18 protein-coding genes and 1 pseudogene are annotated in these 24,693 nt (G+C 68.4%); 15 read left to right on the top strand and 4 right to left on the bottom strand.

Translation table 11 applies throughout. The annotated features are described in order from the left end of the window. The first annotated feature begins 170 nt into the window (after nt 1-170). The 6 genes from ACIRJP_RS22460 (at nt 171) to ACIRJP_RS22435 (ending at nt 8,002) form a co-directional block, all read left to right on the top strand. The gene (locus ACIRJP_RS22460; RefSeq protein WP_404176877.1) at nt 171-1,520 is read left to right on the top strand and encodes an esterase-like activity of phytase family protein; all 1,350 of its coding nucleotides are present in this window, start codon (nt 171-173) and stop codon (nt 1,518-1,520) included. Between the two features lie 315 nt (nt 1,521-1,835). Beyond that, complete coding sequence (locus ACIRJP_RS22455; protein ID WP_404176874.1) at nt 1,836-3,335, top strand: APC family permease; 1,500 nt, start codon at nt 1,836-1,838, stop codon at nt 3,333-3,335. Then, nucleotides 3,332-4,348, top strand: a complete 1,017-nt coding sequence (locus ACIRJP_RS22450) for an acetamidase/formamidase family protein (RefSeq protein ID WP_404176871.1) — start codon at nt 3,332-3,334, stop codon at nt 4,346-4,348. The genes ACIRJP_RS22455 and ACIRJP_RS22450 overlap by 4 nt, the downstream gene beginning before the upstream one ends. A 75-nt stretch (nt 4,349-4,423) precedes the next feature. Further along, nucleotides 4,424-5,017, top strand: coding sequence for an N-acetylmuramoyl-L-alanine amidase (locus ACIRJP_RS22445; RefSeq protein WP_404176868.1), 594 nt, complete (start codon nt 4,424-4,426; stop codon nt 5,015-5,017). 104 nt (nt 5,018-5,121) lie between these two features. Beyond that, on the top strand, nt 5,122-6,372 hold the full coding sequence (locus tag ACIRJP_RS22440) for a GAF domain-containing protein (protein WP_404176865.1): 1,251 nt from the start codon (nt 5,122-5,124) through the stop codon (nt 6,370-6,372). A gap of 106 nt (nt 6,373-6,478) precedes the next feature. Next, the gene (locus ACIRJP_RS22435) at nt 6,479-8,002 is read left to right on the top strand and encodes an aldehyde dehydrogenase family protein (RefSeq protein ID WP_404176862.1); all 1,524 of its coding nucleotides are present in this window, start codon (nt 6,479-6,481) and stop codon (nt 8,000-8,002) included. A gap of 87 nt (nt 8,003-8,089) precedes the next feature. On the opposite strand, the gene ACIRJP_RS22430 is transcribed toward ACIRJP_RS22435, so the two are convergent. Next, nucleotides 8,090-8,224 (bottom strand): hypothetical protein, encoded by a 135-nt coding sequence (locus ACIRJP_RS22430; protein WP_404176859.1) that lies wholly within the window; start codon nt 8,222-8,224, stop codon nt 8,090-8,092. A 173-nt stretch (nt 8,225-8,397) separates the two neighbouring features. Next, nucleotides 8,398-9,084, bottom strand: a complete 687-nt coding sequence (locus tag ACIRJP_RS22425; RefSeq protein WP_404176857.1) for an HAD family hydrolase — start codon at nt 9,082-9,084, stop codon at nt 8,398-8,400. A gap of 569 nt (nt 9,085-9,653) precedes the next feature. Between ACIRJP_RS22425 and ACIRJP_RS22420 the strand changes: the two genes are divergently transcribed. The 7 genes from ACIRJP_RS22420 to ACIRJP_RS22390 all read left to right on the top strand — a co-directional run bounded on the left by ACIRJP_RS22420 (nt 9,654) and on the right by ACIRJP_RS22390 (nt 20,867). Next, complete coding sequence (locus tag ACIRJP_RS22420) at nt 9,654-10,295, top strand: ScbR family autoregulator-binding transcription factor (protein WP_404177108.1); 642 nt, start codon at nt 9,654-9,656, stop codon at nt 10,293-10,295. 831 nt (nt 10,296-11,126) lie between these two features. Next, entirely contained in the window at nt 11,127-13,655 is a 2,529-nt protein-coding gene (locus ACIRJP_RS22415; protein ID WP_404176854.1) for a Pls/PosA family non-ribosomal peptide synthetase, read from the top strand. 63 nt (nt 13,656-13,718) lie between these two features. Next, on the top strand, nt 13,719-16,973 hold the full coding sequence (locus ACIRJP_RS22410) for an amino acid adenylation domain-containing protein (RefSeq protein ID WP_404176851.1): 3,255 nt from the start codon (nt 13,719-13,721) through the stop codon (nt 16,971-16,973). Nucleotides 16,974-16,996: 23 nt separating this feature from the next. After that, nucleotides 16,997-18,001, top strand: coding sequence for a TauD/TfdA family dioxygenase (locus tag ACIRJP_RS22405; RefSeq protein ID WP_404176848.1), 1,005 nt, complete (start codon nt 16,997-16,999; stop codon nt 17,999-18,001). Continuing rightward, nucleotides 17,998-19,068, top strand: coding sequence for a 2,3-diaminopropionate biosynthesis protein SbnB (sbnB, locus tag ACIRJP_RS22400; RefSeq protein WP_404176844.1), 1,071 nt, complete (start codon nt 17,998-18,000; stop codon nt 19,066-19,068). The genes ACIRJP_RS22405 and sbnB overlap by 4 nt, the downstream gene beginning before the upstream one ends. Before the next feature lie 209 nt (nt 19,069-19,277). After that, the gene (gene sbnA / locus ACIRJP_RS22395; RefSeq protein ID WP_404177105.1) at nt 19,278-20,285 is read left to right on the top strand and encodes a 2,3-diaminopropionate biosynthesis protein SbnA; all 1,008 of its coding nucleotides are present in this window, start codon (nt 19,278-19,280) and stop codon (nt 20,283-20,285) included. A 123-nt stretch (nt 20,286-20,408) separates the two neighbouring features. After that, nucleotides 20,409-20,867, top strand: coding sequence for a CBS domain-containing protein (locus ACIRJP_RS22390; protein WP_404176841.1), 459 nt, complete (start codon nt 20,409-20,411; stop codon nt 20,865-20,867). 172 nt (nt 20,868-21,039) lie between these two features. Here the strand turns inward: ACIRJP_RS22390 and ACIRJP_RS22385 are convergent, their stop codons facing one another. Then, entirely contained in the window at nt 21,040-21,966 is a 927-nt protein-coding gene (locus ACIRJP_RS22385) for an alpha/beta hydrolase (RefSeq protein ID WP_404177102.1), read from the bottom strand. Between the two features lie 193 nt (nt 21,967-22,159). After that, nucleotides 22,160-22,493: pseudogene (locus ACIRJP_RS22380) on the bottom strand (sporulation domain-containing protein); the annotation flags it as partial. A gap of 569 nt (nt 22,494-23,062) precedes the next feature. Between ACIRJP_RS22380 and ACIRJP_RS22375 the strand changes: the two are divergent. Both ACIRJP_RS22375 and ACIRJP_RS22370 read left to right on the top strand, forming a co-directional pair. Then, a complete protein-coding gene (locus tag ACIRJP_RS22375; protein ID WP_404176838.1) occupies nt 23,063-24,148 on the top strand; it encodes a PP2C family protein-serine/threonine phosphatase in 1,086 nt (361 codons plus the stop codon). Nucleotides 24,149-24,150: 2 nt separating this feature from the next. After that, a complete protein-coding gene (locus tag ACIRJP_RS22370; protein ID WP_404176835.1) occupies nt 24,151-24,552 on the top strand; it encodes a carbonic anhydrase in 402 nt (133 codons plus the stop codon). Nucleotides 24,553-24,693: the final 141 nt, after the last annotated feature.

Genomic DNA, 24,693 nt, shown 5'->3' with positions numbered 1-24,693 from the left:
CGAGGCCGGTCGGCGACGGGCGGCGGGGCGGGGGCGACCGAGTTTCGGCTCCGTCCCCGTCCCCGCCCGTCGCCGCATTCTGCCCGTGCGTTCACCTGGACGTCACCGCGCGTTGAGAGCGAGAGCGGAACCTGACGGCCGTCAGAGCTGTTCATGCATCAGGAGGCCCCATGTCCGCCCGCGTTGTCCGTAGTTCCCTTGCCGTCGGCCTGCCGCTCGCCCTGCTCGGTACGGTGATCGCGTCGGGAACGGCAACCGGCGCGCAGGACCGGTACCAGCGTCCGGAACGCACGGCGCGGGTCACCGGGACCGCGGTGCTCGGCGACGTTCCGCTCGCCGGCTTCAGCAACGGGCTGCTGCCGGGGACGGTCACGAACGACCGCGGGGTTCGGCTCGGCGGCATCGGCAGCGACATCTGTCCGGCGGGCCGCCGGGGCGAGTTCTGGACCGTCACCGACCGCGGGCCCAACGGGCAGATCAAGGTCGACGGGAAGAAGCGTCGCACCTTCCCGGTTCCCGGTTTCGACCCGGCGATCGTCAAGGTGCGGGTCAGCGGGAAGCGCGTCGAGGTCCTCCAGGCCATCCCGATCACCACCCGGTCCGGAGCCGCGGTCACAGGTCTGCCGAACCAGCCGGGCCGTGACGAGGCCCCGTACACCTACGACGCGAAGACGTCGCTCGGGTACGACCCGAACGGTCTGGACACCGAAGGCATCGTCCGTGCCGCCGACGGCAGCTTCTGGCTCGTCGACGAGTACGGCCCCTCCCTGGTGCATGTCTCCGCGCGCGGCCGGGTGCTCGCCCGCTACGTGCCGGAGGGTCTCGGGCTGACGGGCGCCGACTATCCAGTGGTGGAGGCGCTGCCCGGCGTACTTCTTCACCGCAAGACCAACCGAGGTTTCGAGGGGCTGGCCCTCCTCCCGGGCGGCGATCTGGTGCTCGCTGTGCAGAGCCCGCTCTCGCTGCCCGACCAGGAAGCGGGCGAGGCTTCGCGCAATGTGCGGCTGCTGCGCTTCTCGACGAAGAAGCGCGCGGTCACCGCGGAGTACGCCTACCGGTTCGACGCGGTGGATGTCGTGGATCCGGGCGAGGACGACACCTCCGAGCTCAAGATCTCCTCGGTCGTCGCGCTCGGCCGGCACGAACTGCTGGTCGAGGAGCGCACGGACAAGGCGGCCCGGCTGCACCGGGTGACGCTCCCGCGCGGCTCCGGAATCCTGGGGTCTGCCTGGGACGAACCGACGACGTCTCCCTCGTACGAGGAACTCACCGACCCCTCGGCATCGGGCGTGCCGGTGCTCCGCAAGAGCCTGGTCGTCGACCTGGGCAAGGTCGCGGGCGTGCCCGGGAAGATCGAAGGCGTTGCGGTGACGGGCCGGGACACGCTCGTACTCATCAACGACAACGACTTCGGGATGACCGACGGTGCCGAGGCGTTCGACGCGAACGGCCGGCTGGTCGACAGCGGCATCGAGACGTCGGTGACTGAGCTGAAGCTCGCCCGCCCGCTGCACGACTGACCCGCGGACAGGCGCTTCCGCCGCAGCCCATCCCTGCGCAACACCTGCCCGCCGAGGAGCGGGTTCATCAATACCTCGTCTCCGTAACAGACTTCACTCCGCACGCTCCCCGCCTCCGGCGCGGCCACTGATCCCAGGTGGCCGCGCCCGTACCGACATCGACCTACATTCCGGCGCTCTCCCCGGTCCGCACAGACCATTTCCGTCCCGCCGTCTTTCGCCACCCGCGCGGCGCCCGTACGGTAGGGCGCGCGAGACACTCGGCCGCACATCGGACAGCACCTTCCGGTCATCGGACACCAAGGGAGCCGCGGGATGTCGGGGGAATCGGACAGCGGACTCCTGCGCGACGCCATCGGGCTGCGCGAGGTCCTGTTCCAGAGCGTCACGGCGATGGCACCCGCCGCGGCCATCGCCGCGTCGATTCCGGCCGGGGCCGCCTTCGCGGGCGGCAGTCTGCCGCTGTCCGTGCTGGTGGCCCTGGTCGCCTGCCTGTTCACCGCCTCGTGCGTCGCCGAACTGGCCCGCCGGCTACCGGCCGCCGGTTCCGTCGCCACCTACTCCGCGCAGGGGCTGCACCCGGCCATCGGGTTCCTCGTCGGCTGGGGCTATGTCTTCGTCGAAGCGCTGGTCCCCGCGCTGTTGCTGCTCCAGCTCGGCTTCACGACCGCGGGGACGCTGCACCAGGAGTGGTCCTCCTACCCGGCGGACCTGTGGTGGCCTTGGTCGCTGCTGGGCGCGGTGATCATCGCGCTCGCCGGGTACTTCGGTGTACGGGCCTCCGCCCGGTTCGGCACCGTGCTCGGCATCTTCGAGGTGCTCGTCTTCGTCGCCTTCGCCGTGCTGCTCATCGGGCAGGCCGGTGCGGACAACACCCTTTCGGTGTTCGGCACTTCGCACACCGCCGACGGATACGGCGGCGTCAGCGGGATCTTCGCCGGGACGGTCTACACCGTGCTCGCCTTCGCCGGCTTCGAGGCTGCGGCCCCGCTCGCCGAGGAGACCCGCAACCCCCGGCGCACGATGCGGCGTGCGGTGCTCGGTGCGGCGCTCTCCATCGGCCTGGTGTACGTCCTGACCACGTATGCGATGTCGGTGTACTTCGGGCCCGACAGGTTCGCCGGATTCGGTGGATCGGGGGCGGCCTCCTGGGAAGGGGTGGCCCGCGCCTCGTTCGGGCTGCTCTGGGTGCTGCTCTTCCTCGCCGTGGTCAACTCGACCGTGGCCAACGCCAACGCGTGTGCCAACGTGTCGACCCGGACGGCGTTCGCCCTCGGCCGTATCGGCGTGTTCCCGCAGGCGTTCGCGAGGCTCCATCCTCGGTTCCGCTCCCCCGTCTTCGGCGTGGCCGTGCAGTTCGTGATCGCGGTCGGCGCGGCGCTCGGACTGGGTCTCGGGTTTGACCCGGTGACCGCGTTCACGCTGCTGGCCACCGTGATCGTCACGGTGATCATCGGTGTGTACATCATCGTGAATCTGTCCTGCGCCGGGTACTTCCTTCGACGACGTCGCGACGCCTTCAACCCCGTGCTCCACCTGCTGTTCCCGGTGCTGGGCATCGCGGCGTTCGTCCCCGCCCTGCTTACGGCCGCCGGGATCCCGGCGTTCGACTTCGTCTCCGAACTCAGCGCGCCCGTCTCGTACGCCGGTCCGGTCGTCGGTGTCTGGATGCTGATCGGGATCGTTGTCCTCGTGGTGCTGCTGCGCAGACATCCGGAGCGGGTGGCCCAGACCGGACGGATCCATCTCGACGACACCCCGGCGCCGGCCGCAGAAGCCGGGACGGCAGCAGAGACAGGAGCAGTACAGCCATGAACGACCCCCGCATCCTGACCGTCTGTCCCAAGCAGGGCGGGTACGCCTGGACCTTCGGTGGAGCGGCTCCGGTCGCCCGCATCGAGCCGGGGACGTTCCTCGACGTGTACACGGAGGACTGCTTCGCCGGGCGCGTCCGCTCCGAGAAGGACCTGGTCTCCGAGGTCTGCGAGTTCCCCTTCCTGAACCCGCAGACCGGACCCTTCCATGTGGTGGGCGCGGAGCCCGGCGACACCGTCGCGGTGCACTTCGTCTCCGTCGAACCGGCCCGGGACTGGGCGGCTTCGACGACCGTGCCGCTCTTCGGGGCGCTCACCTCCACCCACACCACCGCGTCCTTGCAGGCGCCGCTGCCCGAGGCGGTGTGGATGTGGCAGCTGGACCGGGCGCGCCGCACCTGTCTGTTCAGCGCCCGGGACAGCGACATCCAGGTGGAACTGCCGATGGACCCGATGCACGGCACGGTCGGGGTGGCCCCGGCCAACCTGGAGGTACGGTCCGCGCTGGTCCCGGACGCGCACGGCGGGAACATGGACACGCCCGAGATGCGGGCGGGCGTCACCTGCTACCTGGGCGTCAACGTCGAGGGGGCGCTGCTCAGCCTGGGCGACGGCCATGCCCGTCAGGGCGAGGGCGAGACCTGCGGGGTCGCCGTGGAGTGCGCGATGAACACGGTGGTGCTCGTCGAGCTGCTGAAGGGTGTCACGACGCCGTGGCCGCGCATCGAGTCCGACACCAACCTGATGTCGACCGGCTCCGCCCGCCCGCTCGAAGACGCCTTCCGGATCTCCCAGTTGGACCTGGTCCAGTGGCTCGCGCGCGACTACGGCCTGTCGGAACTCGACGCCTACCAGCTGGTCAGCCAGGCCGGTGAGGCCCCGCTGGCCAATGTGTGCGACACCAATTACACCTGCGTGGCGAAGATCCGCAAGGAATGGCTGCCGGCGGGCGACCCTCACCGCGGGCTCCACCGCCATCTGCGGGAGACCGCGGCCCTGCTGGCCAGCCCCTGATCACCCACTCGTCCCCGTCCTTCCTCACACCCCCTCACACCCCGTCCTTCTCTCCCCCCACACACAGGAGTGTTCATGCACCGCAGAAGGATCCTCCAGGGCGCCGCCGCGACGGCGGCCGCCGCCCTGATCCCGGCCTCCACCCGCGCCATGGCCGACACGACCGCGGGCGACACGGACTATCCGCTCGCCCACTGGACGCCCGCCTCCACCTCCAACTACACGGTGTCGAGCCGGCCTTCGGCCTATCCGGTCCAGTACGTCATCATCCATGTGACACAGGAGACGTACCCGGACACGATCGGGATCTTCCAGAATCCGGCGAAGCAGGTCTCCGCGCACTATCTGGTGCGCTCGGTCGACGGCTATGTCGCCCAGTGCGTCCGGGAGAAGAACATCGCCTGGCATGCGGGCAACTGGGACTACAACACGCGCAGCATCGGGATCGAGCACGAGGGCTGGGTGGACGAACCCTCGTACTTCACCAACGCCATGTACGAGAAGTCCGCGCTGCTGACAGCATCGGTGTGCGACCGCTACAACATCCCCAAGGACCGCGCGCACATCCTCGCCCACGCCCAGGTCCCCGGCACCGACCACACCGATCCCGGCCCGAACTGGGACTGGGTGCGGTACATCCGGCTCGTCAATCTGTACTCGGCGGGCTGACCTGCCTTCGCCACCCGGGCCGATCGCTCGCTTCACCGCGGTTGTCGCAGCGGCCGGCTGCGACGACGATGGGCGTACGGGAAGCCCCTGGACGGGAGGGTGAGTTGACGGATCCCTGGGTGGCGCTGGCAGCCGATACGGACCCGGGTGCGCGGATCGGTCAGCTGCGCCGCGCACACGAAGTGTTCACCTCGGCAGGGCGGCTGGAACGGCCGGTGCGTCCGGTCGTCGGTGAGTCGTGGCGGCGTTCGGCGCGGGCCAGGGTCAGCCCGGACGGTGCGGCCCTGGTCGAACTGGGCCCGGACGACCTCGGACCGTATCGGGACGGTCATCCGCTGGCCCGGGCCATGCCGGTGATCCGTGAACTGATGGGCGCCTACGCGACGGACGGGGAGCATCTCCTGGCCGTGTGCGACGAGCACGGCAGACTGCTGTGGGTCGAAGGACCTGCGGTGACCCGGCGGGCCGCCGGCCGGATGAATTTCGTGGAGGGCGCCCGCTGGTCCGAGTCGGCGGCCGGGACGAACGCGCCGGGTACCGCCATCGCCGTGGACCGTCCGGTGCAGGTCTTCGCCGCCGAGCACTTCCTGCGGCCGGTCCAGCAGTGGACCTGCGCGGCGGCACCGCTGCACGACCCACACACCGGACGGGTGCTGGGTGCCGTGGACATCACCGGCGGGAACCGGCTCGCGCACCCGCACAGCCTGGCGTTCGTACAGGCGGTGGCCCGCGCCGCCGAGTCGCACCTCGCACTGCTCGCCCCCGCACCGGGCGCCGGGAACGTGCGCCTCAGCGCACTCGGCCGGGACGAGGCGCTGCTGGTGACGGGAGGCCGCAGGATCCGGCTCGGCAGACGGCACAGCGAGATCCTGGCGACGCTGGCCCGCCGCCCCGAGGGCCTCGGCGGCGACGAACTGCTCGTCGAGCTGTACGAGGACGAGTCGGTCAACCCGGTGACGCTGCGGGCCGAACTCTCCAGGCTGCGGGGGCTGCTCGGTCCGGAGCTCCTCCTCTCCCGCCCGTACCGGCTCTCGGCCCCGGTCGACGCGGACTTCGACACGGTGGCGCGCCGGCTGGCGTCGGGGGCGGTGACCGCGGCGCTCGCGGCGTACGCGGGCCCGCTGCTGCCGGGCTCGCGGGCGCCTTCCGTCGTCCGGCTGCGGCGCCGGCTCGACGAGCAGTTGAGGGCGGCGCTCATCGCACGAGGTGACCCGGGACTGCTGGCCGACTGGGCCTACAGCCCGTGGGGCGAGGACGACCTCCCGGTGTGGGAAGCGCTCGCCGCGGCCGTTCCGGCCGTCCAGCGCCCGGCTCTCCTCGCCAGGGTCCGGGCGCTGGACGCCGAGCAGCGGTAGCCGATGCCCCGCGCACCCTGTGCAACGGGGTTGCAACGTACCGCTGCCTACCCTCGCGCCGAGGGCCGCCCGATGGCGGGCGGTACCGGACCGGGAGGCCACAGAGATGACCCGTTACGCCGCGCCGGGTGCCGAGGGCGCCATCGTCTCGTACGAGTCCCGCTACGACCACTGGATCGGCGGCGCCTACGTACCGCCCGTCCGTGGTCAGTACTTCGAGAACCCCAGCCCCGTCGACGGCCGCTCATTCACCGAGATCGCCCGCGGCACGGCCGAGGACGTCGAACTGGCCCTGGACGCGGCACACGCCGCGGCGCCCGCCTGGGGAGCCACGGCGGCCGGCGACCGCGCGGGGTTGCTCAACAGGATCGCCGACCGGATGGAGGCCCATCTGGAGGAGCTCGCGGTCGCCGAGAGCTGGGACAACGGCAAGCCGGTGCGCGAGACCCTGGCCGCCGACATCCCACTCGCCATCGACCACTTCCGCTACTTCGCCGGTGCGTTGCGCGCACAGGAGGGCTCGCTGAGCGAGATCGACGACGACACGGTCGCATACCACTTCCATGAGCCGCTCGGCGTCGTCGCGCAGATCATCCCGTGGAACTTCCCGATCCTGATGGCCACGTGGAAGCTGGCTCCGGCGCTCGCGGCCGGCAACGCGGTGGTCCTGAAGCCGGCCGAACAGACCCCGGCCTCCATCCACGTATGGCTGAAGCTGGTCGCCGACCTGCTGCCGCCCGGCGTCGTCAATATCGTGAACGGCTTCGGAACGGAGGCCGGCAAGCCGCTCGCCTCCAGCCCGCGGGTCGCGAAGGTCGCCTTCACCGGTGAGACCTCGACGGGGCGGCTGATCATGCAGTACGCCTCCGAGAACCTCCGGCCGGTGACCCTGGAACTCGGCGGCAAGTCGCCCAACATCTTCTTCGACGACGTGTGGAACTCGGACGACGACTTCCGCGACAAGGCCCTCGAAGGCTTCACCATGTTCGCTCTCAACCAGGGCGAGGTCTGCACCTGTCCGTCGCGAGCCCTCATCCAGCGCGGGGTGTACGGCGAATTCCTGGAAGCGGGCATCGCCCGCACCGAACGGATCGTGCCCGGGCACCCGCTGGACACGGACACGATGATCGGCGCACAGGCCTCCGACGAGCAGATGAAGAAGATCCTCTCGTATCTGGACATCGGCCGGCAGGAGGGCGCGAAGGTCCTCACGGGCGGTGAGCGGATCGAATACGACGGGGAGCTCGCGGGCGGCTTCTACATCCAGCCCACCATCTTCGAGGGCGACAACCGGATGCGGGTCTTCCAGGAGGAGATCTTCGGCCCGGTCGTGGCGGTCACGTCCTTCTCCGACTTCGACGACGCGATCGGGACCGCGAACGACACGCTGTACGGCCTCGGGGCCGGTGTATGGACTCGCGACATGAACACCGCGTACCGGGCGGGCCGCGCCATCCAGGCCGGCCGGGTCTGGACGAACTGCTACCACGCCTACCCGGCACACGCGGCCTTCGGTGGCTACAAGCAGTCCGGGATCGGCCGCGAGAACCACAAGATGATGCTGGAGCACTATCAGCAGACGAAGAACATTCTTTGTTCATACAGCCCGAAGAAGCTTGGATTCTTCTAGAGGGTTAACTCGGTTGCCTGGAGGCTCCGTTGCCCTCCAGGCAACCCTGCACATGAGTCGCCCTGCGCACCGGAAGCGTGCCGCGAATCACCGTCCGCCGACGCCCTGGTCGAGCCCGGCGGCGACTGCCACGCAGTCCGGTACGAGCAGCGTGGCCTCCTGTTCGCGGGACGGCCCGACAGAGACCGCCCCACCCCCGCTCCAGCCCACTGCATTCTCCACACCCAAGTCGTTGACCAGCGCAAGTGAGCAAGTCCGACTGAAGTGCCAGGTGCAGGAGGGCAGGACGTTGGTGACCTGCTCCTGAGTCGCGACGCCGGCGGTAGACCGACAGCTCCGCTGTGGTGGCCGGTGGGAAGGGGCGCGTCAACCTCGATGTCAGTACGGGACAAGCCTCAGGCGGTCTCATCCGCCCAGGCATGGGCCCATGCCTGGAGTTCCGGATCGGCCAGAGTGCGCAGCCACAGGTCGGCCTGGTCAGCCCCCTCTTCGGCCGGTCGAGGTCCCACGCCGAGCACGCGCATGCCTGCTCTCCGAGCCGACTCGACGCCGGTGATCGAGTCTTCCACAGCCATCGCGTCCTCCGGCCGCACGCTGCACAGGCGGACCGCGGTGGCGTAGACGTCCGGATGAGGTTTCGGCAGCAGTCCATCACCCGCGACGACGACATGGGCGAAGTGGCCGAGGAGGCCGACTCGGGCGAGGGTGGACTCGACCACGTCCAAAGGGCAGTTGCTGGCGACCGCGAGCGGGATGTGGCGGGAGGCGAGGCGGACCAGTGCCGCCGCACCGGGCATGGTCACGGGGTCTTCGGCAACGAGCGCCGTGAAGTGTCTCAGAAGCGCATGCGTCATGTCGTCGGCGAGTTGCGGCTTCCCGGCCTCTCTGGCCATGAGGCTGCCGCACTCGGTGTAGTGCACGCCCTTGGCCCGCTCGGCGAAGCCGGGGCGGGGCTTCAGCCCGAACTCTCCGAAGACCCGGCTACGCGCGTCCTGCCAGTGCCGTTCGGTATCCACGAGGGTTCCGTCACAGTCGAAGACGATGGCGGCCGGGGACCAAGTGAAGATGTGACGAGGTGTCATTTGCCTGCCGTTCTCGAAGAGCGCGCCGCCCCGCCGCGTCGGTGCTCGCAGTTGCAAGCAGGGGGCTGCGGAGAGGCCCGCTCGGCCGCAGAAGGTGCGCTGTCGAACGAGTCCTGCTCGACCACGCGTGAAGGCTGATGCTTCGCTTCCGGGCCCTCCGGAGGCGGACATCGTCCGATCTTCTCCGGAAGAACCCAGAAACATCGTGATGACTACGTTATTTTCCCGAACGAGAGGGCGCAATCATCATTTCGAGTGTTTGACGGAACGCTCACCACCGAGTATTCGCGAAGCGCGCGCGACATCCGGCAACGGCGAACGAAGCCTCTCGTCCGCCAACTTCGTTGAAATCAAGGGCATTTGACCGAAGCTGCCGAACCCCACAGACCGGCGACCGCGCTCGGCTGCACCGACGAAGCGCGAATTTCCGCCATTGACCGTACCCATTTACGACCCGAGGACAATAATAATCTCCACGCATTAATGGCATGAAGCGCCGTCAGTGCGCCACGGCGCACTACATTCCCGGATCAAAAAAATGGGCACAGACGATCGAAGGCAGAACACGCATGCAAGACAGGGCGCGCGCGACCCGAAAGTCTCTGCTGGAAGCCGCAGCACACCTTTTCGTTGAACAAGGGTACGTGCGGACAAGCATCAATGAGATCAGCGAACTTTCGGGACGCACCAGCGGAGCCGTCTACTTCCACTACTCCAGCAAGGAGAGACTCGCCCTGGCGGTCGTGCGCGAACAGTTCGCATCCTGGCCGTTGCTGGCCGGCCGCTATGCCGCCCCCGGGGTACCGCCGCTGGAGAAGCTGGTCGCCCTCAGCTTCGATATCGCCAAGGCACTGCGGGACGACGTCATGACCCGGGCCGGCGCGCGTCTGTGGGCTGAGCGCCGCACCATCGACGTCGCCATACCCACTCCCTTCGCCGTCTGGACGGCTGCCGTCACGCGCCTTCTGGCCGAGGCACGCGACGAGGGCGAACTCGCTGACGACGTCGAGCCGTCGAGCACCGCCACGACCTTGGTGTGCACGTTCTTCGGGCTGTACGACCTCACCGAGGAGATGGCGGAGCACGAGGACCTCTCCGACCGCCTGCACCGGTGGTGGCTGCTGGTCCTGAAGGCGTTGCAGGCACGCCCCGAGCCCGACGCCCTGGTGGCGCGGGCCCTGGCGCACCACCGGCCGGCGCCCACCGGATGACCTCCCGGCCGAACCGTCGGTCCCGGTCCCGGTCCCCGAACCTGGTCGCCGGCCGCGCCTCTGAGGACTCGGCCATCCGGGCAATGCCGAACCGGTTGATGTGCTCGCGCAGCATGTTGACGAGCAATGCTGGTACAGGCACGGGAGGTGTGGCTGCAGCGGTGGCCCGCCGACTGCGGTCCGGGCTGGTAGCAGGCCGTACAGCGGGGCCTTCGCCCACTGTCCGCAGGCCGCGATGACCAGGTGTTTGCCGGGTCCGCCCGCTCCGGGGCCGCGGAGCACGTCACCGGCGTGTGCGGCGTGTACCGAGTCCGCCCTGCACGATCGCTTCGTAATGCGTCAGCCGCACTATGACACCAGTGGGTGAAGGGTCTCGGAGCATGACCCCGATCACTCCGGCGGGGGCGGGCGTTTCTCGCTGATGGAGTGACATCAGACGGTTGCGGCCTGTGCGCCACGCGCGACCGCCTGCCGTGATAGGGGCGCCCAGCCGGCTGCGGGGTTCGGGCCCGCAATCGCGACCGTGTCCCGCTACACACAGCTACGCATCACTCGCGTGCAGTACGTCGAATCGCAGGCGCAGATCACCGCCGTCCCGCCGGGCAGGATCACGGACGAGGAGTGAACCGGGACAGCTACTGCCGCACCAGGGCGACCGAGTTCGAGTGGCAGCCCGACGGTGGACGGCTAAGACTGAGGCAGCGGTTTGGGATATGGACAACAGATCCCGATCTCGTGGCTTCCGGACCACTCGCTCCGGCCATCGAAACCGCGAGTACAGGGCGCCGGCCGTAATGACGACGGCGCTCGAAAGTTCCTCAAGGAGCTCGCATGGAGGATCAACCCCTCGACGTCTTGACTCCCGGGCCGGATGAATCCGCAATCGGTACACGCCGGTACACCGGCCCGGAGACCGGCATCGAGAAGAACCTCGCCGAAGTGCTGGCTGACGTCATGTGCGTCGAATGGGTGTCGGTGGACAGCCATTTCTTCGATGACCTCGGCGCCAACTCATTGGTGATGGCTCATTTCTGTGCACGAGTCAGGAAGCATGCAGACCTTCCCTCGGCGTCGATGAAGGACATCTACCGGTACCCGACGATCCGCACCCTGGCGACGGGGCTCGCGAATGCTGCGCCCGTCGAGCCGTCGGTCCCGGTGCCGACCGGGATGGTGGCGCCGGCCCGCACGGCGGGATATGCCCTCTGCGGAATCCTGCAGTTCCTGCTCTTCCTGGGGTACTCCTTCCTCGCCGGACTTGTCGCCGACCGGGGCTATGCATGGGTCTCCGCCGGATCGGGTGTCATCGATATCTATCTGCGGTCGTTCATCTTCGGAGGCATCGGCTTCGTCGCTCTGTGCACCTTCCCGGTCGCGGCCAAATGGCTCCTCATCGGCAGGTGCAAACCAAGCGAGTTCCCGGTCTGGGGGCTGACCTATCTGCGCTTCTGGACCGTCAAGGTGCTGATCCACGCCAACCCGATGATCTTCTTCGTCGGCAATCCCTTGTACGTGCTGTACCTGCGAGCGCTGGGCGCACGGATCGGCAGAGGCGTCACGATCCTCTCCCGCAACGTTCCCGTCTGTCCCGACCTGCTCACCGTCGGCGCCGGCACGGTGATCCGCAAGGACTCGTTCTTCCTCTGCTACCGGGCGCACGCAGGCCGTATCCAGACCGGCCGGGTCACCCTGGGCCGGGACGTGTTCATCGGTGAGAAGACCGTGCTCGACATCGACGTTTCGATGGGCGACGGGGCTCAACTCGGCCACACCTCCACGCTGTACAGCGGCCAGGCGGTCCCGGGCGGTCAGCGCTGGCACGGGTCCCCGGCACAGCCCACACAGCACGACTATCTGAGGATCGAGCCGGCCAAATGCGGCACGCTGCGCCGGGTCGGCTTCGGTCTCATCACCGTGCTTCAGTTGCTCTTCCTCTACGTGCCACTGGCCGTCGGGGGCGCGTACATGCTGGCAACCCTGGTTCCGGCGCTGCACGACCGGCTGGGGCCGGGCACGGAAGGGCTCACGTCGCCGGATCTCTACGTCGACGCACTGGTCCTTTCCCTGCTGCTGTTCTTCGGCTTCGTCGTCGTGGGCCTGGCAGTGATGTTCACCGTTCCGCGCCTGCTGAACCTGGTCGTCAAGCCGGACAAGGTCTATCCGCTGTACGGGCTTCATTACTCGGCGCACCGGGCGATCGGGCGCATGACCAACATCAAGTTCTTCACATGGCTGTTCGGTGACAGCTCCTACATCGTCCACTACTTGCGCGGCATCGGATACGACTTGTCCCAGGTCGAGCAGACCGGGTCGAACTTCGGCACGGAAGTGCAGCACGAGACCCCGTTTCTGTGCTCGGTCGGGAGCGGGACGATGGTCGCCGACGGGCTCTCCGTCATCAACGCCGACTATTCGAGCACGTCCTTCCGGGTGTCCCGGGCCTCGATCGGGTCATACAACTTCCTCGGGAACAACATCGCCTATCCCTCGGGGGCCAGAACAGGCGAGAACTGTCTCCTCGCGACGAAGGTGATGGTTCCGCTCGAAGGCGAGGTGCGCGAAGGGGTGGGACTGCTCGGCTCGCCGTGCTTCGAGATTCCCCGGTCGGTCGAGCGCGATTCCCGGTTCGACCATCTGCGCACCGGCGACGAGTTGCGCCGCAGCCTCGCTGCGAAGAACCGCTACAACATCCGCTCGATGATCTTCTTCCTCCTCGTGCGGTGGCTGCACTTCTTCGTGCTCACGATCTTCGGCCTGGCGAACGCCGAACTGTACGACTCCTACGGGCATGTGATGATCGCCGCGTTCCTGGTGTTCAGTCTCGGATTCACCGCTGTCTACTTCGTACTGGTGGAGCGCGGCATCGCGGCATTCCGTAGGCTGCAGCCGCAGGTGTGCTCCATCTACGAGCCCTACTTCTGGTGGCACGAACGCCTCTGGAAGGTGCCCGACACCTACCTCAACATCTTCAACGGAACGCCTTTCAAAAACGTGATCTGGCGAATGCTGGGGGTTCGGATCGGCAGCAGGGTCTTCGACGACGGCTGCTATATGACGGAGCGGACGCTCACCACCGTCGGAGACGACTGCACGCTCAATGCGGGAAGCAAGATCCAGTGCCACTCGCAGGAGGACGGCACCTTCAAGTCCGATCGCAGCACCCTCGATGCCGGCTGCACCGTCGGTGTGGGAGCCCACGTTCATTACGGCGTGACGATGGGCGCCGGCGCGGTGCTCGCACCGGACTCCTTCCTGATGAAGGGCGAAGAGGTCCCCCCGCACGCACGCTGGGGAGGAAACCCCGCCGCGGAGATGCGAGACGCCCCTCATCAGCCCGAGGCGCTGACACGGAAGGGGTAGCAGCCCGGCCCTTGTCGGTGCGGCAAAGCACGGTAGCTGAGGCGATTGGAGAGAGACGGCCAGATGGGAACGCAAGTGAAGGCCGACCGGGAATTCTGGCGCGATGTACTCGTCGCCGGTGGACTCACCGAAATCCCGCGGTGGACGCTCGATCCGGTGAAGGGCGTCGGCGAACACGACGCGCCGATCTGCGACGACGTCGTGGCGGCGCTGGGCCGGCTGGCCGAGGACCTGGCGGTGCCGCTCGACTCGGTGCTGCTGGCAGCGCACGCCAAGGTGCTCGCCGCGCTCTCCGGCGAGCACGAGGTCGCGACCGGATATGTCGGGGCGGAGGGCGGCCGACCGCTGCTCTGCCGGCTGTCGACGGAGCCCGACTCGTGGCGGACTCTGCTGCTGGAAGCGCATCGGGTCGCGTCGGAGCTGCTGTCGCACCAGGATTTCCCGGTCGATGAGCTCAGGTACGAACTGGGCCTGGCCGAGCCGTCGATCGAGGTCGTGTTCGATCCGCACGGCATGGGCGGCGAAGTCACCGATGACACCTTGCTGTGGGTGGGGTTCTCACAACGCGGCGGCCACCTTGCGCTGCGGCTGCGGTATCGGACCGAAGCACTCGACGAGGACTGCGCCGCCAGGATCGCCGGTTACCACCTCACCGCACTCGCACTGATCGCCGCCGATCCGGACGCCGGGCACGATCGGCAGAGCCTGCTCTCCGCCGAGGAGCTCCGCTTCCAGCTCGAAGAACTCGCCGGTCCGCACCGGGAGCTGCCGGACCACCGGTTCCACGAACTGTTCGAGCAGCGGGTGGCGTCACACCCGGACGCCGTCGCCGCAGTGCACGGGGATCTGCAACTGACGTACCGGGAACTCAACGCGCGCGCCAACCGGGTGGGACGAGCCCTGCTGGGGCGGGGGCTGCGCCCTGAAGATGTCGTCGCGGTGGTGACCGAACGCAACCTGGACTGGATGGTCGCCGTCCTCGCGGTCTTCAAGGCCGGTGGCGTGTACCTGCCCATCGAGCCGCATTTCCCGGCCGAGCGGCTCGCGGCCATGCTCTCCCGTGCCGCATGCGAGTTCGTGCTGACCGAACCCGGCAGCACCGCCACGCTCGACCAGGCCCTCGGCCCACTGCCCGGGGTCCAGAAGCTCTTCGTCGGCGCAGCCTACGAGGAAGACCACGCCGACGATGACCTGGCCGCCCACGTCGCATCCGACCAGCTCGCCTACATCTACTTCACTTCCGGCTCCACAGGTGAGCCCAAGGGCGCGATGTGCGAGCACGCGGGCATGCTGAACCACCTCTACGCCAAGATCGACGACCTGGAGATCGGCGAGGGACAGGTGGTCGCCCAGACCGCACCCCAATGCTTCGACATCTCGCTCTGGCAGCTGATGTCCGCGCTCCTGGTCGGGGGACGGACCCTGCTGGTGGAGCAGGAGGTGATCCTGGACGTCCAGCGGTTCGTCGACAAGATCATCGACGGCCGGGTCGCAGTCCTCCAGCTCGTGCCCTCCTACCTGGACGTGGTGGTGTCCTGGCTGAATCAGCACCCTCGCGAGCTGCCGGAGCTGCGGTGCGTGTCGGTCACGGGCGAGGCACTGAAGAAGGAGCTCGTGCAGCGCTGGTTCGCCGCCCAGCCCGGGATCAGGCTGGTCAACGCCTACGGGCTGACCGAGACCTCGGACGACACCAACCACGAGGTCATGGACCGCGCGCCCGACGGAGACCGGGTCCTGCTGGGTCCCGCAGTCAACAACGTGCACGTCTACGTCGTCGACGAGCACCTGAGCCCGGTGCCGCTCGGAGCCCCCGGACTGATCGTCTTCTCCGGCGTCTGCGTCGGCCGCGGATACGTCAACGACCCCGAGCTGACCCGGCAGGCCTACCTGACCGATCCGCACCGTGAGGGCGCCCGGCTCTACCGGGGCGGCGACTACGGCCGCTGGACTCCCGGGGGAAAGCTGGAGTTCCTCGGCCGCCGCGACACCCAGGTGAAGATCCGTGGCTTCCGGATCGAGATCGGCGAGATCGAGAACGCCTTGTTGCAGGTTCCCGGTGTTCGCGACGGTGCGGTCGTGGTCGCCGAGCGGGCCGACCAGAGCAAGCACCTGGTGGCGTTCTACTCCGGTCTGCGGCCGCTCGAGGCGGACGTGGTGCTGGACCGGCTCGGTGGGTCGCTGCCCGCGTACATGGTCCCGTCGGCCTTTCACTGGCGGGAGACCCTGCCGCTGACGGCCAACAGCAAGATCGACAGAAGGACTCTGCAGACACTCGCCGGAGAGCTCGATGTCATCCGGGACGACTTCCGCGCGCCGCAAACGCCGGCCGAAAAGCAGCTGGCAGCCGCATGGGCGAAGGTGCTCGGCATCCCGCAGGACCAGATCGGCCGGCGGGACCACTTCTTCGACCGAGGCGGTACGTCGCTGTCGGCAGTGAAGCTGGCCATCGTCCTGGACCGCGCGGTGTCCCTCAAGGATGTCACCCGTCACCCGATCCTCGCCGATCTGGCCGGGCTGGTCGACGGCAGGTCCGGGCGGCGTGCCGGGCTGCTTCAGCCGCTGTCGGAATCGGACGGTGCGCAGAACTCTGCCCTGGTGTGCTTCCCCTACGCCGGCGGTAACGCGGTGAACTTCCAGCCGATGGCCAGGGCACTGCCGGACGGTGGACCGGCGGTCTACGCCGTCGAGCTGCCCGGTCACGACGTGGCCGCCGAGAGCGAGCCGCTCGCGCCGATGGCGCAGGTGGTCGAGCAGGTCGTCGACGAGATCACCGGGCGTGGTCTGACCAGGGTCCTGCTGTGGGGCCACTCTTCGGGCGCCGCGTGGGCCGTGGAGACTGCCAGAAGGCTGCGGGAGCGCGGGGTGGACGTCCAACGGGTGTTCCTCGGCGCGCAACTGCTCGGTGACGCCGACGACCGGCACGCCGCCATCGCCGAGCTGACAGGGCGGAGCGACGCCGAGATCGCCACGGACCTGAGCACGGACGGCGGCTGCAGCGCACTCGGTGAGCTGGGTGCGCAGCACGCCGAGCACGTCGGCGCCGCGTACCGGCACGACTGCGTGTCCGCTCACCGCTACTTCACCGATGCCCTGGAGAGCCCGCCCGCGCAGAAGCTGTCCGTGCCGGTCACCGTGGTCGTTGCCTCGGACGACCCGAGCACGGCGGAGTACCCGCGCCGGTACCTCGACTGGCAGCTTCTGGCCGAGCAGGTCGACCTGCACGAGCTCGCCGACGGCGGCCACTACTTCCTGCGTACCCGTCCGGCCGAGACAGCCAAGGCGGTTCTGCAGGCCACCGAGTTGTTCGCTTCTTTTTGAGTATCAGTCGAAAGGAGATCGAGATGTCGTCCACATCCACGGCGTCGCTGGTCGACGTGGAACTGGAATCCGGCAAACCCCCGCGCCTGAGCGCCGAGGTCACCTCAGACGCGCCGGCCTGGGCGGCCGAGCACCGGGAGACGCTGCGCGCAGTCGTCGCCGAACACGGTTCGGTCCTGGTCCGTGGCCTCGGGCTGCGTGACGCGGCCGAGACCGCAGCCGTCTTCTCGAACCTGGCCACCGGTCTGATGTCCGAACAGGAGGCATTCGCACCCCGGCAGACCTACTCCGACGGGGTGTACTCCTCATCGAAGTGGCCGCCGAACCAGCCGATGTGCATGCATCACGAACTGAGCTACACGCTCGAGTTCCCCGGCCTGATGATGTTCGCCTGTCTCAGCGCGCCCACCGACGGCGGGGCGACTGCGGTGGCCGACTCACCGACCGTGCTCGAGGCGCTGCCCACCGAGTTGACCGAGCGGTTCGAGCGCGAGGGCTGGCTGCTCACCCGCAACTACAACGACGAGATCGGTGCTTCCGTCGCCGAGGCCTTCGGCACCGAGGACCGGGGCGCCGTCGAGCGCTACTGCCGCGCCAACGCGATCATGTTCGAGTGGCAGCCCGATGGTGGACTGCGTACCAGACAGCACCGCAGCGCCGTGGTGCGCCACCCGGTCACCGGCCGACGCTGCTGGTTCAACCAGATCGCGTTCCTCAACGAGTGGACGATGGCCCCCGAGGTGCACGAGTACCTGGTGGACGTCTACGGCGCCGACGGGCTGCCGTTCAACACCCGCTTCGGCAACGGCGACCCGATCGGCGAGGAGGTCGTACAGCTCCTCAACGGCGTCTACGAGGCGAACACCGCACGCGAACCATGGCAGGCCGGCGACCTGATGGTCGTCGACAACGTCCGCACCGCGCACAGCCGGGAGCCCTTCGAGGGACCGCGTGAGGTGCTCGTCGCCATGGCCGATCCGGTGCGTCTGGACGACTGCTCGCCGACCGTGAAGGTGACCACGCGATGACCACCGTCGATTCCACCCCGGGAGAGCCCGCAACGGTCGCACCGATCACCGTTCCACCGTTCGCGGTGATCTCAGGTGCCCAGGTTCAGCGCACGCTGCACAGATGCGAGAAGCGGATCACGGAACTGGTCGAGGCCACCTACCGGGCGCACGGCGCCGGTGATTCGGTGAACCCGCCGTCGTACTTCCTGCGCTTCCCCGACCGCCCGTCCTCCCGGATCATCGCGCTGCCCGCCTCGATCGGCGGGAAGGCACGGGTGGACGGCCTGAAGTGGATCTCCAGCTTCCCGGACAACGTGACGGCAGGCGTCCCAAGGGCATCGGCGGTGCTGATCCTCAACGACCCTGACACCGGCTACCCGTTCGCCTGTCTGGAGAGTTCGATCATCAGCGCCACCCGGACGGCCGCGTCGGCGGCGTCGGCGGCCGACTGGCTCAGCCGCGACCGGCCGCGACCGACGCGTGTCGGGTTCTTCGGGGTGGGCTTGATCGCCCGCTACATCCACACCTTCCTGGCCGGCACCGGCTGGTCGTTCGACGAGATCGGCGTACACGACCTGTCCGCCGAGAGCGCTGCAGGCTTCCGGTGCTACCTGGAGCAGTCGGACACCGCCGGCCGGATCACCGTGCACGACAGTGCCGAGCAGTTGATCCGGAACAGCGACCTGGTCGTCTTCGCCACGGTCGCCGGTCAACCGCACGTCAGCGACCTGTCATGGTTCGCACACAATCCGCTGGTGCTGCACGTGTCGCTGCGCGACCTCGCGCCGGAGATCCTGCTCGCCTCGACCAACATCGTCGATGACGTCGAGCACTGCCTCAAGGCCGACACGTCCCCGCATCTGGCCGAGCAGCTCACGGGCAACCGGGACTTCCTGCACGGCACGTTGTACGACGTGATGGCCGGACGGGTAAAGGTGCCGGCGGACCGGCCGGTGGTGTTCTCGCCCTTCGGTCTCGGGGTGCTCGACCTCGCGGTGGGCAAGTACGTGTACACCGAAGTGGCCCGCTCCGGAGAGCTGCACGTCGTCGACGACTTCTTCCACGAAATGAGCCGGTACGGATGAGCCGGCCGAGAGTGCAGGCGGCTCCTTCGAGGATGAGCCCAAAAGCGCACACCCGTCACGTCGCTGCAGGTCCTGACGCACGGGACAGCGGCCGCTGACCCGGGGCCCTGTCCCGCCGGTCGGAGACAGGGTCTCGCCCGCACAGGCGAAGAGGCCGCCCCCTGCCGGATGACTCCGAAAGTGCTCTGTTCCAGACAGAGGAGACCATGGTGCCCGTCATTTCCACTCCCTACGGCTTCAACGAAGAGAATCTCTATGTCGACCTCCGGTCGATCTTCGGGCATTCACTCTTTCTGAAGTGTGAGGGCTTCAACTTCGCCGGCTCGATCAAGCTGAAGGCCGCAACCGCGATGGTGGAAGCTGCTGAGCGGGACGGAATCCTGACACCGGAATCGATCCTGGTCGAGTCCTCGTCCGGAAACCTCGGCGTGGCTCTGAGCGTGATTGCGGCGAGCAAGGGCTACCAGTTCCTGTGTGTGACGGACTCCCGCGGCAATCTGTCGAACAGAATGATGATGGAGGCGTTGGGCAGCAAGGTTCATGTGCTCGCCGAACCGCGAGCGGACTCCGGCTTTCTCGGCGCTCGGCTCGACTACCTCCGCGAGCTGTGCGCCTCCGACGACCGATACGTGTGGCTCAGCCAATACACCAATCCGAGCAACTGGAAGGCGCACTACCGTACGACCGCGCCGGAGGTCGCCCGGCAGTTCCCGCGGCTGGACGTGCTGTTCGTCGGAGCCGGCACCACCGGGACCCTGATGGGCTGTGCGCGTTTCTTCCGGGGTTGGCACCGGCCGGTACGGATCATCGCGGTGGACAGTGTCGGCTCGGTGTCCTTCGGCGGTTCGCCGGGCCCTCGGATGATTCCCGGCCTGGGCATGAGCATGCGCCCGCCGCTGCTCGACGAGTCCTATGTCGACGAGGTGATCCTTGTCGAGGAGGCGGACACCATACGTGCCTGCCATCGTCTGGCCAGGCGCGGATTCCTGTTCGGCGGCTCCACCGGCACGGTAATCAGTGGCGCAACGGACTGGCTGGCCCGGCACGACGCGAGCGAACTCACCGCAGTGGCCGTCGCCCCGGACCTCGGCGAGCGCTACCTCGACACCATCTACCAGACCAATTGGCTGCAGGATCTCTACGGTGAGGATGTGCTCGACTCCGACAAGGAGGCAGCCCATTCCTGGGCAACCGCCACTCCACCGACAACACGGTAGGGCCGTCGGCCGGGCGCGACGCTCGGGATCCCTGTATCGCCGACGCGTTTGAGGAGCAGTGTTGGGCCATTCGTGTTGTGATCGATGAGGGAGGAGGCAACACAGTCGGAACGGGAGGAAGTCATGGGTACGAAACTGCGAGCGCGAGACATCATGTCCGGCGGCGTGCAGTGCGTCGGCGCGCACCAGTCACTGTTCGACGCGGCGAAGATGATGCGCGATCTGAATGTCGGTTGCCTACCCATCTGCGGCGACAACAACAGGCTCACAGGCTTGATCACCGACCGTGACATCGTCGTCAAGTGCTGCGCCGAGGGTGTCGACCCGGCGACCGTGCAGGCCGGATCACTCATGGCCAAGGTGCACTGGATCGATGCCGAAGCGGACGCGGGCGATGTCCTGACAACCATGGAGGAACACCAGATCAAGCGGTTGCCGGTGATCGACGTCCAGGGCGGCCACCGCCTGATCGGCATGATCACGGAGGCAAATCTCGCGAAGAATCTCAGCGACGAACAGATCGCCGAGTTCGCGAGCCGCGTGTACACGAGCGCCGGGACATCCGGCCGAGCCGGGGCCTGAGGTCTCGCCGGACCCCACAGGCCCCGGCCCGGGGTGTGATCTGTGCTGTCCGACGGGGACAATGACGATTTCCGCGAGTTCGGCCTTGGTTGCCACGCCCGTGCGCGTCCCAACCCCGGTCGGGCGCGGCACACCTGGGATGCCATGACGGGCGACTTCGGCGCGGGACCGTTCAGCCGTCGGCCCTCATGGCCTGGAGCAGCATCGGTAGCGAGGAGTGCAACTCACGCTGCCAGTACGGCCAGCCGTGGGTCCCCGGTCCGTAGAAGTCGGTAGTCACCTGCTTCGCGCCCTTGCGTTCGAGTTCACCGGCGAGAGCTTGATTCTGCCTGTTGAAGTCCGCCTCGAGCGCGCTCGTGCTGCCCGGCGGGTCCAGGGGGCCGGTGGTGCCGTCACCGCACGACAGGTAGACGGGGATCCGGGTGAGGCGCTTGGCCAGGTGGAACGGATCGTGGGCCGTCCAGACGTCACGTTGCGCGACCGGGTCGCCCCAGACCCTCAGCGGGTCATTGCCCTGACCGGCGAAGAACCCCATGATGCGGTTGGTCGACTCGTCGCTGAGCAGCGGGTGCACGGAACCGGAGTACGCCGCGACCGCCTTGAACATCCCGGGGTGGCGGGCGGCATACAGCAGAGCGCCCTGGCCACCCATCGAAAGTCCTGCCACGACGCGGTTCCTGCCGGCCCCCCAGCCGTGCTCGAGGAGCAGGCGAAGTTCCTTGGTGTGGAAGGTCTCCCACGCCGGGTCACCACCCCGGCCGTAGTTCCACCAGTCGCTGTACCAGCCGTTCCAGCCGGCCTCCGGCATGACCACGAGGACGTCGCGCAGGCTGTCGGTCCGCGCGATGTCGGTCCGAGCGGTCCACGACGTGTAGTCCCCGCAGCAGCCGTGCAGCAGCCAGAGCGTCGGCCAGCGCCGGCTCCGGTCGCCCGGGTCCCAGCCATCGGGCGTGAGCAGACGTACGTTCACCGTCCGGCCTCCGAGGGCCGGTGAACGCACCGACAGGTCGACCTGCCGGTCGGCGACCTGGGTGACCGCGACGACCTCTGCACCCCGGGCCGGGACACCCGACCCGCCCACCTGCCAGGCAGATGACACCGTCGACGCGCTGGCGTGCGCAGGCGGAGTCGACGCGAGGGCCGGCACCAGCGCGAGAAGGACGAGCAGGAGGCGGGCTCGGTGGATGGGGATGGTGGTCACGTCGGCTCCCGTCGGTCGGTGGTAACTGGCTCCGGGGTTCTCGGATCGGGCCGGGTCAGCCCCGGTCCGGCAGGATGGGCAGTGCGTCCGCGAAACCGTCCTCCTGCAGATCGGCAGCCAGCTCGTCGGCGCTCGCCCGGTCCTTCAGCGCCGTCGGCGGCGCGTCGGAGTCCGGCGAGGTGACACCGCCGGGTATCGAGACCTCGACCGTCCACGCGAGTGCCGGGGCGTCGGCACCGCGCACAATCCGCGTGAGAGTGACACCAGGCTGCAACGTCCGCGTGCTACGGGCTCAAGCCGGCGGCGCCCAGCGGCAGGGCATGCGCCGGCCCCGGCCGCGGCTCGGAGGAAGCGGGTGCCGGCAGAGCGCCCACCACGGCGAAGAGGGCCAGCCCCGTACGCGCACCGAGCCACTTGCTGTTCACGTACCCCCCTTGGAAAGAACTGCCCCGCAACGGTGCGTGCGGCAGCGGCCACCAGTCAAGACTTGTGCACGTCCATCTCCTCGTCGGCCCTGGACAGTTCAACCATGTCAGCAGGCCGTGACAGGCCCGAACGGGTCAGGCCGGAGATCAGCAGACAAGAACCTGCTCGTCCCGTACGCGCCGAAGAGGCTGGGCTTCTTCCAGCCGCACGACGAAGGCGCCTGCCCCCGGGGCTTCACCCGTCAGGCGCCCTGATCGTCGGGCATGGAGGTCCCCGCGCGAAGTTCCTGACATGCCATTGGCTGGAGCAATGGCCGACCTGGAGCGTTGCGGGGCAGCAGGATGGACGTCTTGCCCACATCAGGTACCAGGAGTCCCGCGTGTACAGGCTGTGTGAGTGGAGCCGCCAGGAGCACCGTCCGTATGCGGGCCCATACGGCGGCCTCGTCCTCCGGCCGGGCAGCCTCCGTGCCTGCGCCGCTCGCTCTGCGACGGAGTGAGCAATGAGGTGGCCGGGACGCCGTGGGGCGGCGAGTGGCTGGGCGCCGCCTGACGGTGGGGGCCCTCAGGTGCCGCCCGCGCCCGCGTGGATGCGGTGGCTGCCCGCCTTCTATGTCGCGGGGATCCTGGTGCTCGAACCCCTCACACCGGTGCAGTGGCCGGTGAGCTTCCTGCTCATCGCCCTCCCCGTGATCGCAGCCTTCGCCCACGGCCCCGCCGCCGTCGTCGGCGTCACCGTGTTCGCGATCGCCTTCGAAGCAGTCCTGGCCGGCACGCCTTGCTGCGCGGGCCGCCCGGTGAGCTACGTGTGGGAGCGCCACTACGTGGCCGCCTACCTGAGCACCGCTGTGGTCGGCGTACTCGGAACGTTCCTGGCCGGCCACCGCGTGCGCCGGGAACGCACCCTCGCCAACGTGCGCTTCGTGGCCGAGATCGCGCAGCATGTCCTGCTGAGCCCGGTCCCACACCGCATCGGCCCGCTTCTGGTCGAAGCCCTCTACCTGTCCGCCGCCGCGGAAGCACGCATCGGCGGTGACCTGTACGAGGCCGTCCCCACCACGTACGGAGTCCGCATTGTCATCGGCGATGTCCGCGGCAAGGGACTCCCCGCCGTCGAGACGGCCGCCACCCTCCTCGGCGCCTTCCGCGAGGCCGCCCATGACGAACCCGACCTAGCCGCCGTTGCTCGCCGCGCGGAAACGAGCATGAATCGCAGAGCCGACAACCTGGCCGGAAGCGACGTGGGCGAGCGCTTCGTCACCGCTGTCTTCGCGGAGATCCCCCGACGTCACGTGGTCCGCATCGTCAATTGCGGCCACCCCCCACCCCTCCTCATCCGCTCCGACGCGGTCACCGAACTGGAGACGGCCGACCCCGCACCGCCCCTCAACCTGGGCATGCACCTCACAGAGGCCTACCGGGTCGATGAGTACCCCTTCGGTCCCGGTGACCAGTTGCTGCTCTACACCGACGGCGTCACCGAAGCACGCGACCGCAGCGGGGCCTTCTACCCCCTCCGCCGGCGTGTCCTCTCCTGGGGCCCTCTTCAGCCCAGGGAACTCCTCGACCGCCTCCACCACGATCTCCTCCTCTACAGCGGCGACCACCTCCACGACGACACCGCGGCCCTCGCCATCTACCACCTGCCCGAATAGTGATGCGCACGGGAGGGGAGGCGGTCGGTCCGGTGGTCACCGGGTCCGTGGAATACGGGCCCATGACGAGCGGCACTCCGATCGTCATGGTCCTCGGGCATCAGCGCTGCGGCGCCGTCGAGGCAGCCTACAAGTCCATCCGTGACGGCAATCCACTCCCCGGCAACCTGGAGGCGATCGCCAGGGCACTGCGGCCGGCCTATGAGCACGCAGTCCGGCAGGGCGGCTCCGATCCGGTCGAGACCATGGCCCGCGCGCAGGTCGAGTTGACCGCGGCCGACCTGCGCTCCAACCGGGACCTGGCCCCGCTCGTGGCGAAGGGCGCCCTTGCCGTGGCAGGCGCCTACTACTCGCTCGACACAGGCAAGGTGGAAGTCCTGGCCGGTGCGCCTTCCGGGTCGTAGAACCCGCGACCGGACCGGATCGATGTGCTGGAGCTGATGGACAAGGAGGGCAGCAGGCGCAGGGCGAGGGCGAGGCCGTGAACGGCCTGCTGGTGCAGGACACCCGGCGGTGGCGTACTGGGTGCGCCAGGTCCGGTAGTG

The sequence above is a fragment of the Streptomyces sp. NPDC102437 genome (assembly GCF_044765565.1).
GTDB lineage: Bacteria > Actinomycetota > Actinomycetes > Streptomycetales > Streptomycetaceae > Streptomyces.
This window is presented reverse-complemented; position numbering and strand designations above follow the sequence as displayed.

Bases quoted from the DNA above. Each gene is read 5' to 3' on its own strand.
- ACIRJP_RS22370 (WP_404176835.1), top strand. From the start codon at position 24,151: ATGCGCACGGGAGGGGAGGCGGTCGGTCCGGTGGTCACCGGGTCCGTG.
- ACIRJP_RS22405 (WP_404176848.1), top strand. From the start codon at position 16,997: ATGTCGTCCACATCCACGGCGTCGCTGGTCGACGTGGAACTGGAATCC.
- ACIRJP_RS22415 (WP_404176854.1), top strand. From the start codon at position 11,127: ATGGAGGATCAACCCCTCGACGTCTTGACTCCCGGGCCGGATGAATCC.
- ACIRJP_RS22445 (WP_404176868.1), top strand. From the start codon at position 4,424: ATGCACCGCAGAAGGATCCTCCAGGGCGCCGCCGCGACGGCGGCCGCC.
- ACIRJP_RS22435 (WP_404176862.1), top strand. From the start codon at position 6,479: ATGACCCGTTACGCCGCGCCGGGTGCCGAGGGCGCCATCGTCTCGTAC.
- ACIRJP_RS22425 (WP_404176857.1), bottom strand. From the start codon at position 9,084: ATGACACCTCGTCACATCTTCACTTGGTCCCCGGCCGCCATCGTCTTC.
- ACIRJP_RS22455 (WP_404176874.1), top strand. From the start codon at position 1,836: ATGTCGGGGGAATCGGACAGCGGACTCCTGCGCGACGCCATCGGGCTG.
- ACIRJP_RS22410 (WP_404176851.1), top strand. From the start codon at position 13,719: ATGGGAACGCAAGTGAAGGCCGACCGGGAATTCTGGCGCGATGTACTC.
- ACIRJP_RS22450 (WP_404176871.1), top strand. From the start codon at position 3,332: ATGAACGACCCCCGCATCCTGACCGTCTGTCCCAAGCAGGGCGGGTAC.
- ACIRJP_RS22390 (WP_404176841.1), top strand. From the start codon at position 20,409: ATGGGTACGAAACTGCGAGCGCGAGACATCATGTCCGGCGGCGTGCAG.
- ACIRJP_RS22420 (WP_404177108.1), top strand. From the start codon at position 9,654: ATGCAAGACAGGGCGCGCGCGACCCGAAAGTCTCTGCTGGAAGCCGCA.
- sbnB (WP_404176844.1), top strand. From the start codon at position 17,998: ATGACCACCGTCGATTCCACCCCGGGAGAGCCCGCAACGGTCGCACCG.
- ACIRJP_RS22460 (WP_404176877.1), top strand. From the start codon at position 171: ATGTCCGCCCGCGTTGTCCGTAGTTCCCTTGCCGTCGGCCTGCCGCTC.